Origin of the sequence: Methanolobus mangrovi (assembly GCF_031312535.1) — an archaeon.
Lineage (GTDB): Archaea > Halobacteriota > Methanosarcinia > Methanosarcinales > Methanosarcinaceae > Methanolobus > Methanolobus mangrovi.
In genome coordinates, this window is sequence record NZ_CP133594.1 from 276646 (window position 1) to 289541 (window position 12896).

Below are 12896 nucleotides of genomic sequence, written 5' to 3' on the forward strand. Positions count from 1 at the left end.
TGTATATTATGGGGTTTAAATTTGTTGTTCGTTCCGAAACCTTTAAGGGTTAGATTTAATAGTTTCCTTAATTCATTTAGTTATTAGAAGAAAAAAGAGATGATATTTATAGTACGGACCGCCCAGAAAACTAGCTCTAAATCTACTCGTGAATCAAATACAGAACCTGCAGAGTGTACAGCAGAGTTCCTTGTCATGGAGCCGGCAGGTTATCCTATGGCCAGTGTCCTTGATGAGTACCCTGAGATCACAGATCCTGGTGTTTTTGAACATTATGCCAGAGAACAGTGGAAAGGTTACAAGGCGCATAAAGGTGATTATCTTTTTGACCGCCGCATGTATCCTGATTTTGCTTACAAGGTTGCCGATGTTGAACCTCCAGGTTCGGTCATCGGGCAGAATACTCGTATTATTGTCAGGGATACGGTTGCGGGTAATGTTCCTACAATAGAGTTTAGAAGTGATGTTACCTTTGATGATGTCATAGGTCAGCAAAATGCGCGTAAGAAATGTAAACTGATAGAACGCTTTCTGGAAGCACCTGACAAATTTGGTAAATGGGCACCACGAAATGTCCTCTTTTACGGACCATCCGGTACTGGCAAGACCATGCTTGCAAAAGCACTGGCAAATAAAGCTCATGTGCCCATTATTCCTGTAAAGGCTACGGAACTAATCGGTGAATTCGTAGGTGAAGGCGCCCGACAGATACATCAGTTGTATGAGCGGGCACAGGAAATGGCACCATGTATCCTTTTCATCGATGAACTGGACGCCATTGCTCTTGATCGCAGGCATCAGGAATTGCGTGGGGACGTTGCAGAGATCGTGAATGCACTGCTTACGGAGATGGACGGTATTGTCGAGCGTCCGGGTGTATGCACAATTGGGGCTACTAACCGTACTGATACGATAGACCCTGCTGTAAGGAGTAGATTTGAAGAAGAGATCGAGTTCACGCTGCCTGATGAAAAAGAGCGTCTTGAAATTCTGGAGTCTAATATAGAAACCTTCCCCATCCCTGCAAAAGGTGTTGACCTTAAGGCAATAGCGAAGATGACTGGGGGACTTTCCGGAAGGGATCTTGTTGGCAAAGTTCTTAAGACTGCACTTCACAATGTTATCATAGAGGACAGGGAATTCGTATCTGCTGAAGATTTGCTTGCTTCAGTCAAGAAACTGAAGAATATCCCACAGCCATCAAATTCCGACAGGATGTACATTTAAGCATATCTTTTTAAACCTGGCAAATATATCGGTGGACTATGTCTGAAGTAAATGAGTCTGACAGATTTGAATGCGTTGTCGTTAATGTGATTGACTCCCTTATATGGAAAGGAGTCGTCGTCCAGGAGATCGAATCTGGAGGTCGTGTGTATTTCGGAAAGGTCAAAGCAGAAGGTTTTAATTATGGCCCTGGTGACATTCTTTATATAGGTGTGAAAACCCTTCCTTATGAACTTGAAGAAATGACCATGGAAGTTTCCCTCTACGATGCTGACAACCAGCGGCTTGACTGGACCTTCCTTTAAGTTTTATTTTTTATATCTTATATCTTATTCTTAATTCATTTTTTATCCTTGTATGGGATGTCAAGTTCCATCATGTCCTCGGCGACAACCACTTTTTCGAAAATATCTTTAGCTTCTTCAAATAGCTGACTTGCATCATCTGAATATCTGGAGCTTATATGTGTAAGTACGAGTCTCAGCACATTTGCTTCCTTTGCCAGAGCCGCAGCCTCCTGCGCAGTTGAATGCATAGACTCAATTGCCCATTCCTGCTGGTCGCTTGCAAGTGTGGAATCGTGTATAAGGAGGTCTGCATCCTTACTGGCTTCAAGTATGGCTTTACAGGGCCGGGTATCTCCTGTGTAAACTATTTTCCTTCCGGGGCGCCCATCTCCCACTACATCTTTTGAGTGGATTAATTTGCCATCTACTTCTACGGATTCTCCTCGATGAAGTTTGGAAAAGAGTGGTCCTGGTTGAACTCCAAGATCGATGGCTTTCTGGCGGTTGAACTTTCCTATTCGTTCATTCTCTATGAGGGCATATCCCAAACTGGGTATGCTGTGTTCTGTTTTTAAGGCCATTATGGAATATTCATCCCGTTTGATGATATCTCCCGGATTCAGGTCAATGGCATCGATCTCAAAACGCAGTTTATAGTAGCCAAGTGCACTGAGTATTTTGGCGAATTCATGAACCCAGTGGGGGCCATAGATTTTCAATGGCTCAGTTCTTCCATGGAATGACATTGTCTGTATGAGTCCAGGGATCCCAAGTATATGGTCTGCATGGAAGTGTGTTATGAATATGGAGGATAATGCTTTCATTCCGGTCTTAGCCCGCATCATCTGTTGTTGTGTTCCTTCTCCACAATCAAAGAGCATCAGCTCGCCTTCACGGTTGACCATAATGGCCGATGGATTGCGTTCAGGTGTTGGGAGTGAACCTCCAGTTCCAAGAAATGTTACGCGAAGCATAGCTCTATATAAGTGTTATAATTATTTATGAATTGTCTATACTTGATAGTTGGCAATGGCAAATTGTATCTATATTGCTTTCTATTTTCTGTGTGAGTGCCGTTATGAAACCACTCGAAAACTTCATATAGCATCTTATTATTAAAGGAACGTCCATAAATCATACCAGATTTAAACAGAATTCCTAATGGTAATTCATTCACAATTATATAACAATCATAAGAGGATATATCATGAAATGGCAAGGCAGATCTAGAAGGAAATACACAGGTGCTAAAGTTAAAACGGCTCGTGGTAAGAGGAAATTCGAGCTTGGTCGTGAATCAGCTGATACTCACATTAACGAGACAAAGAGGAAGAACGTTGCAACCAGAGGCGGAAACAGGAAAGTAAGGCTACTCCAGTGCAATGTTGCAAACGTAACTGACTCACAGGGTAAGACTCAGACCGCAAGCATAGAGACCGTAACCGGAAATGCTGCAAATGGGCACTACATCAGGCGTAACATTCTTACAAAGGGTTCCATTATCAAGACATCTATTGGTAATGCAAAGATCACAAGCCGTCCAGGTCAGGATGGTGTAGTGAACGCAGTATTGCTCGAATAATCGAGCATTTTTTTTTTATTTTTTAATTTGTTCGTCTGGTATTATGGGGTTGCTATATATGGATGATAAAACTCGTCATATTCTGGAATGCCTTGAAGAAGATGCAAGGACAAGTCATGAGAAAATCGCAGCTATGACAGGGCTTACTGTCGATGGGGTTAGTAAAAGGGTAAAAGAACTCGAAGATGCTGGCGTGATTCGTAAGTACAAGACTGTCATTGATTGGGATATGGCAGGTGACGAGTATGTCTACGCAGTCATCGAGCTGAAAGTGACCCTTGAGAGGAAACTCGGCTACCAGGATCTTGTTGAACGCTTGTACAAGTTCCCTGAAGTGCGCTCTGTAAGGCTGCTCTCAGGACAATATGATCTCTCACTTACCGTTTCAGGCAAGTCTATGAAGGAAGTTGCTTTCTTTGTTGCAGAGAAGATCTCCACTCTTGAACAGGTTCAGCATACAACAACTCATTTTGTCCTGAAGACCTATAAGGAGGATGGCGTTATCCTCTACGAGCAGGACCATGTTACACGTTTACTGGTGACTCCCTGATTAGAGTCATATCATACAGGATGTATAATATATGAGAAAGGCATGCAACTCTTCGGAATTTGTAGCGGATGTTATGAAGAAAGTCCCTCCATCGGGCATACGTCGCTATTTTGATCTTGCATCAGAGATAGATGACGTGATCTCTCTTGGTGTAGGTGAACCTGATTATGTTACTCCGTGGCATATTAGAGAAGCGTGTATCCATTCCCTTGAATGTGGTGAAACCTCATATACTTCCAATTATGGTCTTATTGAACTGAGGGAAGAGATCTCAAATCTCTTTTCCACAAAGTACGGTGTTGATTACAACCCTGCTTCCGAGATATTGGTAACTTCAGGTGTCAGTGAAGCTCTTGATGTTGCAATCCGTGCCATCACCAATCCTGGTGATGAGATCATTGTAGTCCAGCCTTCATATGTAGCCTATGTGCCTTCTGTGATGTTTGCAGGTGGCGTGCCTGTAATTGTTTCAACGAAGCTGGAGAATAATTTCAAACTGACTGCCGAGGAGCTTGAATCTGCTATTACAGACAAGACCAAGGCTGTTATTATCAATTATCCTAACAATCCTACCGGTGCCACAATGGGCAGGGAGGATTTTGAGGCTATCGCGGATGTTGTCTGCGAGCATGACATAATGGTCATATCCGACGAGGTCTATGACTGCCTTACATACAACGGTGGACACACCTGTTTCTCCTCACTTGAAGGAATGCGTGACAGGACCATCCTGTTGAATGGTTTTTCCAAAGCATACGCAATGACTGGTTTTAGGATGGCATATGCAATGGCTAATCCGAAGATCATCAGTGCTATGATGCTGATACACCAGTATTCCATGCTCTGTGCTCCAATCACGGCACAGATAGGAGCCATAGAAGCCCTCAAGAACGGCACAAATGAAATGGAAAAGATGGTCCGTGACTATGATCGTCGCAGACACCTTATCATAAGTGGCCTGAACAAGATAGGGCTCGACTGTTTCGAGCCAAAGGGCGCATTCTATGCTTTCCCTTCCATAAAGAACACTGGCTTAACTTCCGACCAGTTCGCAGAACGTCTGCTGAACGAGCAGAAGGTCGTCACAATCCCAGGTAATGTGTTCGGTGAAGCTGGCACAGGTTTCCTCAGGTGCTCATATGCAACTTCCAGAGAAGAAATTGAAAAGGCACTGGAACGTATCGGGGCTTTTGTTGATAGTCTGTGAAACGGGCTTATTTTTGATTTGTAATGGAATTTTTAATTCCATTTTTTAGGTTGTATAGTGATATTTTGCTCGTAAATTCTATTTATTAGCTTAATTTCATTTAAGTCTCTCTTTAAATCCACAATCTCATAATTATGAGTCTCATTATATTGTTCAATGTAGATATATTTAAGTAGTAACAACAAATAGTTGAAATTGTAGTCACAGAATCTGGGATTCAGTTTCTGCTGACTAATTGGTGGTACGATGTGTTTCATCGGAAAAAGCTGAAGTAAAAAACGCATCATAATTAACAGGACGTGGATGGATTCCCTCAGCACTCAATTCATATCTCTCCCAAAAAAAGCTTTTGCCCACGTTCTGTTCTTCAGCATATTTTGTTTCATTCTAACCACTGAGTAGCATAGCAACTCATCATCTTATTTTGTTAGTAAAAAGTTGAACTGAAGAAAAATATGGCTGAATATTATTATCAATGAGATGCATTAACAGCAAGAAGTTCTTTTGGAGGACATTCATTTCTCTTTTTAGATCCTAAAATCATATTCACTTTCCTCACAACATCTGATGCATCACTTCCATAAATATCTGCACCAATTGCCTGAGCCCATTCGGGGGTTACAGGAGTACCGCCAACCACTGTTTTCAATGAATCACGAATCCCTGCTTCCTTTAGTTCTTTCTCAAGGGTTAGCTGGTTAGTCATTGTTATTGTCATCAACGCAGATGTAGCTACAATATCCGGGTGTATGCTCATCGATTTTTCAATAAAAGTTTCCACCGGTACGTCAACGCCAAGATTAATGACTTCATATCCATCTATCTGAAGGGATGTTGCAACGATATCCTTACCAATTGAATGTATGTCTCCTTCAATAGTTCCAATAATAACAGTACCTTTAGATTTCATGTCAGAAAGCATGTTTTCCTTTGAGGGTATTAGTACTCTGACCCCAGCTTCCATAGCCTCAGCGGCTGCGATCATGTGGGGCAGGAATATTTTACCTTCCTTGAACATTTCTTCTATCCGGTTGATGCCTGCATAGAATCCCTCTTCAATCACATATTCTGGTTCGATTCCTGCTTCAAGTGCTTCCATTGCAACATTCTGTGCCATGACGTCATTGAGTGTCATGATGGCTTCTATGGCCTTCTTAATAATATTGTCTCTTGCTAGCACTTGCAATCACTTCTCTGGATTATTGAAAGTTCTGCCCGCATTTCAATGTGGGCAACAAGTAACTGTATTCCTTGTTGTACTATATATATTTTTTGAAGCAATGCTATTGGTGATAGTACATAAAGTGATCGGAATGTTAACGTCAGATTTCTTTTTACGTCATTATTCTGCAACTATCAAGAGTACGAATACTCATGTTCATAGGTAAAAACAAAAGCAATAGCCATTAAAGAGCACGAAGAAAATGATCTCATTGATTAGCGGGTGCCTTGATGTGCTGGATGACTTATTACTATTCTGTAAATGCGGTTATGCATTTTGAGAAATTAATGGGGGAAAAATATTTATTAAAAAAGTGTGTGGAAAAGTATCTGGACTTGATAATCATGTATCCATGTTTTATCGTCAGGACCTTTCCTTCGTATTCATGATCGGGTTTCGTGCCGACTTATGTTCTCACTGCAATCTTTATTCAGAAAGCTGTCAGTTCATAACCTTTTGCAGGCATGTTTGTAATTCCCGGATTTACTTCTGGACTTTCGCTCATAAAAGTCTCACTTATATCCGGTACGTTTTTCAAACCATACAGGCTTTGTCTTGCATCCTTGAAATAGAATCTTTCCTGCAGGAAATCCTCATCCTTCAGCCTGTTAAGCGCGTACCTGATGGTGCGGGGAGGGAGGTAGCTTTGTTCGGCTATCTCCTTTTGAGTCAGGAGGCCGCCGTATTCAAGCACCTTAAAGACAAGTTTTGCTGAAGGTGGCAGTCCTTCAATTGTTTTTCTCAGCTGTTTGTCTTTTGATGCTTCTTTATTCTTCTTTATGTGTATTTTTTCTGCGTAGTTATCAACAAAAACGATCCCTCATTTTTATCACTCCATTTTATAAATTAAAGGTAAATGTTTCCATGATATTTCATGTCAACTGAAATTTCACGATTGTGAATTAACAATTGTGAATTGTATTTATCGTTTATAAAGATTTCGACACGTTTTCTAGGATCATGTATTCTGATTATCTTTTTTTTGGTGACCGGGTGGAAACGCATGGCCTTATTTGCCTCTATCTTAGTTTTTATATCAGTGCACGTGGAACTGTTTTCATTCAACTGATAATACTTAAAGGTGAAAACATGGCAAAAGAAACAATCGAATTAGACCTTAAAGGGGAGACTTGCCCCCTCACTTTCGTAAAAACAAAACTACAGTTAGAGGGTCTGGACAGTGGTGACCGTCTCACGGTAATTTTTGATTATGCTCCTGCGATATCGAATGTGCCAAAAAGTGTGAAGGCCGAAGGTCATATCATTCTTGGTATAGATGTGGAAGAGAATGATATATGGAAAGTTCATATTGAGAAGGCCTGATTTAATCTGTTCATTTAATCTGTAAATCTTTTTAAAATAAAATCCGGGAAGGATTCGTCACATGTATTGTGACAATAGTCCTGTATATTTTGTTCTTTCAGGAAATAAGGCTTATAGCACTATATGCTATAAGACCCGCAATCAATGGCGAAGCTACCCACATGACAACAATACGCTTCACCGTTCCGTTTCTTATCGTATTGATCCCTTCATTGGCACATCCGATCCCAATAACTGCTGCCGGTACAATTTGCCCCAGAGCCACCGGTATGCCTGAATAGGAGGCTGCGTGAACGATAATTGCTGCGATTGCCTCTATGAAGACAGCACGAATAGTACAGAGCTCTGTAATTTCAGTTCCAACTGTCTGGAGCACTCTTCCTCCTATCAGTATAGCTCCTACTCCAAGTGCGATTCCTCCTACAATGGAACCTGTTGTCTGGTCCATGAAACCTGCACCAACAAGGGGACCAACTGCATTGGCAGCATTGTTCGCACCTGCTGAATAGGCGACATAACATCCGGTGACTGTAAGGAGTTTTGCAATGGTCTTACGTATCTGGGCTTCAGACTCATGATCTATAAGCCAGAGTAAAACTTTAGGATGGATATATTTTCCACTAAGGTATGCGAGTATAAATGCGAGTGCCGGTGTGACTATCCACCAGCCAGCTATCTGTGTGATCAGCTGGATATCGAGTACTCCGAAGAATATGCCGATTCCTATGATCGCACCCACTGTTGACTGGCTTGCAGATACCGGTACCTTCAGTACGTTCCCGATGAAAATACTAAGCGCTGCAGCAGTAATTGCAATAATGGCAGCAGTGAGTGTTATTGTATTGCCGGGGACTATCCCTTTACCGAGTGTTTCTATCACATCCCCTCCGCTGATAACAGCACCAAGCAGGGAGAATATGGCTATCAGTGTTACTGCCTGCTTTTTAGTACGGGCTTTTGCACCATATGCTGCTCCCATGGAAGCTGCTGCATTGTTCCCGCCAATGTTTATTCCCATAAAGATTGCAGATGCAATTGCAGCCAGTACTATGATCATTTGTTAGTCGCTCCCTTTCCTTTTATTGTGATGCTTTTATCTGCCTGATTGGACAGTATGGGACAAATCAAAGTGAGCTTGTTATATAGCACTGGAGAATGGGGCCAAAATTACCACAAAAAAGCCTGCAACATTTGCCCTTTTATATACGTATATATCCCAATCTGTGAAAGTGGGGGCGATAACAAATGGATGAAAAGACAATTAATTATAACAGACTCAAACAAGGTGGTTTTCTTGTTCAGAGGCAACCAGAAGACCTTTTCTCCATACGACTTCGTGTTGTAGGGGGTCAGCTGACCTCTGAGCAGCTTCGGGCACTTGCTGATGCTTCTGATAAATACGGAAGGGGCGAGGTCCACATAACCGCACGTCAGGGACTTGAGATATCATACATCCCATTTGAGGATGCAGATAATCTCCTTGATGAACTTGAGGGGCGGGGTGTCCGTCAGGGTACCTGTGGTCCAAGGGTTCGTGGTGTGGTTGCCTGTCAGGGTAATCGCGTTTGTCCCCGTGGGTTGATCGATGCGGAAGACATCGCAAAGAAGATCGACGATAAATATTTTGCAAAGGAACTTCCTGGCAAATTCAAATTTGCAGTAACAGGCTGTCCTTCATCGTGTATGAAAGCACAGGAGAACGACCTTGGTGTAATGGGAGGGCTCGAGCCGCAGTGGGTAGAGAAGAAATGTACCTATTGTAAGCTCTGTCAGACTGCCTGTCCGGCTGATGCCATCCGGGTAGAAAAAGGAGCCCTGCATTATGAAAGGGACAAATGTATCCTGTGTGGTCAGTGTCGCCTTATATGCCCCAAGGACGCATGGGCAGTATCCAGGGAAGGGTACACTGTCTATGTTGGCGGTAAGGTTGGAAGATACCCAAGGTTCGGTGTCAAACTAACTGAACTCGTAGATGAGGACACTTTATTCGGGATAATTGAAAGATCCCTGGAGTTCTTCAAAAAGGAAGCAACTTCCGGCGAACGTTTCGGAGATACAATTCAGCGTGTAGGTTTTGAGCAGTTCAAAGCATTTGTGCTGGAGTGAAAAGGTCCCTGCATCAACAGTATATATCTGTGATGCGGGTCCTTTTTACATTATATACAAAATCTCTGCATGAACTTACATATTCGATCTAAATTATCGGGAAATCAAACTATGCCAGAACAAAATGCGGAATTAGAAAAAGAGATAGGACAATTGGCTGAGGACTATAGGGACCGTTCTCCACAGGAAATCCTTCGGTATGCCCTCAATAGGTTTGAAAGTGATATTACCATTGCATTCAGTGGTGCTGAGGATGTCGTGCTCATCGATATGGCTACAAAGATCATGCCGGGTGTGAGTGTCTTCTCTCTGGATACTGGTCGTCTGCACCCTGAAACATACAGGTTCTTCAATGTGGTGCGGGAACGCTATGATATCCCGCTTGAGGTATTCTTTGCTAATAGGGAAAAGACTGAGGAACTTGTCCTGAAGAAAGGTATGTTCTCATTCTACAGAGACGGGCATGGTGAGTGTTGTGCTGTCAGGAAGGTAGATCCGCTCAGGCGTTCTCTGGGTACAAGGGCCGCATGGATAACAGGCCAGCGCAAGGACCAGAGTCCCAACACACGTTCAGAGATCCCTGTAATGGAAGTCGATACGGTATTTGGTGAGGGCAAACTTATAAAGTTCAATCCTCTGGCTAACTGGAGCTCAAAACAGGTATGGGATTACATCAGAGAGAACGATGTTCCTTACAATGAGCTTCATAAGAAGGGATACGTCAGCATTGGGTGTGAACCATGTACCAGGCCGGTCCTGCCGGGACAACATGAGCGTGAAGGGCGCTGGTGGTGGGAAGAAGCCACCAAGAAGGAATGTGGTCTTCACTCTGGAAATATAAGGCCCCGTGTTTGACAGAAAAGAACCCGGGAATATCATATATAAGGATCAAATTGAGAATGTCATTTAATACATCTATACAAATTAATGGAGGGTCAAAATGGCCATTAAGGAAGAATCTTACCGGCTTTCAAATCTAAAGGCACTTGAAGCCGAAAGCATAGGTATCATTAGGGAAGTAGCTGCAGAATTCGATAATCCTGTAATGCTATATTCGGTAGGAAAGGATTCATCAGTGATGGCTCATCTTGCGATAAAGGCCTTTTACCCGAAAAAGGTACCTTTCCCATTATTGCATATCGATACCGGATACAAGTTCCCTGAGATGTATGAATTCAGGGACTATTACACAAAGAAGCATGAGCTTGACCTGAGGATTCACAGGAATGAGGAAGCTCTCAAAAGAGGGGTAAATCCTCTTTCCGTTGGAACGGTCAAATGTTGTGCCGATCTTAAGACGAAAGCACTCCTTGATGCATTAAAGGAAGGAGGTTATGATGCAGCATTCGGAGGTGCCCGGAGGGATGAGGAGAAATCAAGGGCAAAGGAAAGGATCTATTCATTCCGCGACAAGCATGGACAATGGAATCCTAAGAACCAGAAACCTGAGCTATGGAGCCTCTTCAACTCAAAGATCGACCCGGGAGAATCCATCAGGGTATTCCCACTCTCGAACTGGACAGAGCTGGATATCTGGACCTATATCTACCATGAGAACATCGATATCGTCCCTCTTTACTTCGCAAAGGAAAGACCTGTCATAGAGAAGAATGGTCAGCTTATCCCTGTTTACACGGATGAGCATGAGGGGGAGGTCAAAGATGTCATGTGCCGCTTCAGGACACTGGGGTGCCACTATTGTACAGGTGCAGTAAAATCCGAGGCAGATACCCTGCCGAAGATAATTGAAGAGATGATGGTTGCCCGCCATTCCGAGCGTATTACAAGGGTGATCGATCATGACCAGGATAGTTCCATGGAACAAAAGAAGAAGGAGGGATACTTTTGAGCTCTGACTCTCTGATCGAACAGAATCAGAATATCGATCTGTTGCGGTTTGCCACCGCAGGCAGTGTAGATGACGGTAAATCGACACTGATCGGCAGATTGCTATATGATTCAAAATCAATATTTGAGGACCAGTTGAATACTATCAGGACCTTCTCAAGGGCCCACAGGAACCAGGAGATCGATTATTCCCTTGTGACAGACGGTCTGAAGTCAGAAAGAGAGCAGGGGATTACGATAGATGTCGCTTACAGGTTCTTCTCAACCCCAAAGAGGCGTTTCATAATAGCCGATACTCCTGGTCATGAACAATATACAAGGAACATGGCCACGGGTGCATCCAATGCATCCCTTGCACTGATCCTTGTTGATGCCAGGAACGGGGTCGTGACACAGACTAAGAGGCATTCGTTCATCTCGTCCCTGCTGGGTATCCGGAACTTTGTAGTTGCGGTCAATAAGATGGATCTTGTGGACTATTCGGAAGAGGTGTTCGATAATATCGTCAATGAGTTCAACGCTTTTGCTGATAAATTATCGGATGAATCTGTCTACTACATTCCCATAAGCGCGCTTAAAGGTGACAATGTCATCGAAAGGAGCGAGAATATGCCATGGTACAAAGGATCCACATTGCTTGACTATCTGGAGAATGTGAATGTCTCAGGTGGTCGCAATCTGGTTGAGTTCAGGTTCCCTGTCCAGTATGTTAACTGGGGTGGAGGCGATGATTTCAGGGGCTATTGTGGTACAATAGCTTCAGGTGTTATCCACAAGGGGGATAAAGTAAGAGTGCTCCCTTCAGGAAAGACGAGCAAGATATCAAGGATCGTCACGTATGACGGGGACCTTGATTATGCCTTTGCTCCTATGGCAGTGACACTTTGCCTTGAGGATGATATTGACATAAGTCGCGGTGATACGATCGCGAAGGTCGATGACCTTCCCGGAATTGCCGGAAGCCTTGAGGCAAATGTAGTATGGATGGATAGTACTCCCCTGGAGATAGGGAAAGATTATTTCATCAAACATACTACCAGCACGGTGAAGGGTAATTTCGAAGAAGTGGTCCATGAGTTCGACCCTGATGACATCAGTATGAAATCATCAGAGTTCTTAGGTCTGAATGGGATCGGTAAGGTCAAGATCGAGCTAAAAAGCCCGATATTTGCCGATATCTATTCCGAGAACAGGGCAACGGGTTCGTTCATCGTGATCGATCCCCTCACAAACCAGACTGCTGCTGCCGGTATGATCACTAAATACAAGCAGGTATCTCCTGATAAGGCATGTAAAGCTGTAAAGGCCAGGATCATTACGTATACGGGCGATAAAAAAGAAGAGGCAAAGGTCAATTATGACCGCCTTTCCATGCACGGTACACATTGTATCTACGTAGATGATGATCTGCTACAGGAAACTCTTTGTAAGGGTGTCCCGATGGACAGTGTCAAATATACAGAGATGATCGATGACCTGTGTAAGATCGCTACAAGATCGGGTGTGTCGGTGGTCGTGTGCTCTGATCATCTGAGCAGTTGAAT

At 43.2% G+C, this 12896-nt stretch carries 14 protein-coding genes; 10 read left to right on the plus strand and 4 right to left on the minus strand.

Features of this window, described 5'->3' with window-relative positions:
• Positions 1–99 precede the first annotated feature (99 nt).
• Positions 100–1227, plus strand: coding sequence for an AAA family ATPase (locus RE476_RS01445; RefSeq protein ID WP_309308494.1), 1128 nt, complete (start codon positions 100–102; stop codon positions 1225–1227).
• Between the two features lie 38 nt (positions 1228–1265).
• Positions 1266–1532, plus strand: coding sequence for a hypothetical protein (locus RE476_RS01450; protein ID WP_309308497.1), 267 nt, complete (start codon positions 1266–1268; stop codon positions 1530–1532).
• A gap of 35 nt (positions 1533–1567) precedes the next feature.
• Here RE476_RS01450 and RE476_RS01455 read toward each other — a convergent pair whose 3' ends face one another.
• Positions 1568–2488 (minus strand): ribonuclease Z, encoded by a 921-nt coding sequence (locus RE476_RS01455; RefSeq protein WP_309308499.1) that lies wholly within the window; start codon positions 2486–2488, stop codon positions 1568–1570.
• Positions 2489–2721: 233 nt separating this feature from the next.
• Between RE476_RS01455 and RE476_RS01460 the strand changes: the two genes are divergently transcribed.
• The 3 genes from RE476_RS01460 to RE476_RS01470 are packed head-to-tail and all read left to right on the plus strand — an operon-like array spanning position 2722 to position 4853.
• Positions 2722–3096, plus strand: a complete 375-nt coding sequence (locus RE476_RS01460) for a 30S ribosomal protein S8e (RefSeq protein ID WP_309308501.1) — start codon at positions 2722–2724, stop codon at positions 3094–3096.
• A gap of 58 nt (positions 3097–3154) precedes the next feature.
• On the plus strand, positions 3155–3646 hold the full coding sequence (locus tag RE476_RS01465; protein WP_309308503.1) for an Lrp/AsnC family transcriptional regulator: 492 nt from the start codon (positions 3155–3157) through the stop codon (positions 3644–3646).
• A 31-nt stretch (positions 3647–3677) separates the two neighbouring features.
• Positions 3678–4853: an aminotransferase class I/II-fold pyridoxal phosphate-dependent enzyme gene (locus RE476_RS01470; protein WP_309308505.1), complete on the plus strand. Its 1176-nt coding sequence runs from the start codon at positions 3678–3680 to the stop codon at positions 4851–4853.
• A gap of 472 nt (positions 4854–5325) precedes the next feature.
• Here RE476_RS01470 and RE476_RS01475 read toward each other — a convergent pair whose 3' ends face one another.
• Positions 5326–6033 carry a cobalamin B12-binding domain-containing protein gene (locus RE476_RS01475; protein ID WP_309308507.1) on the minus strand — a complete coding sequence of 236 codons (708 nt, stop codon included), beginning with the start codon at positions 6031–6033 and terminating at the stop codon, positions 5326–5328.
• A 472-nt stretch (positions 6034–6505) separates the two neighbouring features.
• A complete protein-coding gene (locus tag RE476_RS01480) occupies positions 6506–6769 on the minus strand; it encodes a winged helix-turn-helix domain-containing protein (protein WP_309308510.1) in 264 nt (87 codons plus the stop codon).
• Between the two features lie 395 nt (positions 6770–7164).
• On the opposite strand from RE476_RS01480, the gene RE476_RS01485 reads away from it, so the two are divergent.
• On the plus strand, positions 7165–7398 hold the full coding sequence (locus RE476_RS01485; RefSeq protein ID WP_309308512.1) for a sulfurtransferase TusA family protein: 234 nt from the start codon (positions 7165–7167) through the stop codon (positions 7396–7398).
• 97 nt (positions 7399–7495) lie between these two features.
• Here the strand turns inward: RE476_RS01485 and RE476_RS01490 are convergent, their stop codons facing one another.
• Positions 7496–8455 carry an inorganic phosphate transporter gene (locus RE476_RS01490; RefSeq protein WP_309308514.1) on the minus strand — a complete coding sequence of 320 codons (960 nt, stop codon included), beginning with the start codon at positions 8453–8455 and terminating at the stop codon, positions 7496–7498.
• Between the two features lie 188 nt (positions 8456–8643).
• On the opposite strand from RE476_RS01490, the gene RE476_RS01495 reads away from it, so the two are divergent.
• The 4 genes from RE476_RS01495 (at position 8644) to cysN (ending at position 12894) form a co-directional block, all read left to right on the plus strand.
• Positions 8644–9504, plus strand: coding sequence for a 4Fe-4S binding protein (locus tag RE476_RS01495; protein WP_309308516.1), 861 nt, complete (start codon positions 8644–8646; stop codon positions 9502–9504).
• A gap of 111 nt (positions 9505–9615) precedes the next feature.
• Entirely contained in the window at positions 9616–10359 is a 744-nt protein-coding gene (locus RE476_RS01500; RefSeq protein ID WP_309308518.1) for a phosphoadenylyl-sulfate reductase, read from the plus strand.
• 85 nt (positions 10360–10444) lie between these two features.
• On the plus strand, positions 10445–11353 hold the full coding sequence (cysD, locus tag RE476_RS01505; protein ID WP_309308521.1) for a sulfate adenylyltransferase subunit CysD: 909 nt from the start codon (positions 10445–10447) through the stop codon (positions 11351–11353).
• A complete protein-coding gene (gene cysN, locus RE476_RS01510; protein ID WP_309308522.1) occupies positions 11350–12894 on the plus strand; it encodes a sulfate adenylyltransferase subunit CysN in 1545 nt (514 codons plus the stop codon). Before cysD ends, cysN begins: the two co-directional genes overlap by 4 nt.
• Positions 12895–12896: the final 2 nt, after the last annotated feature.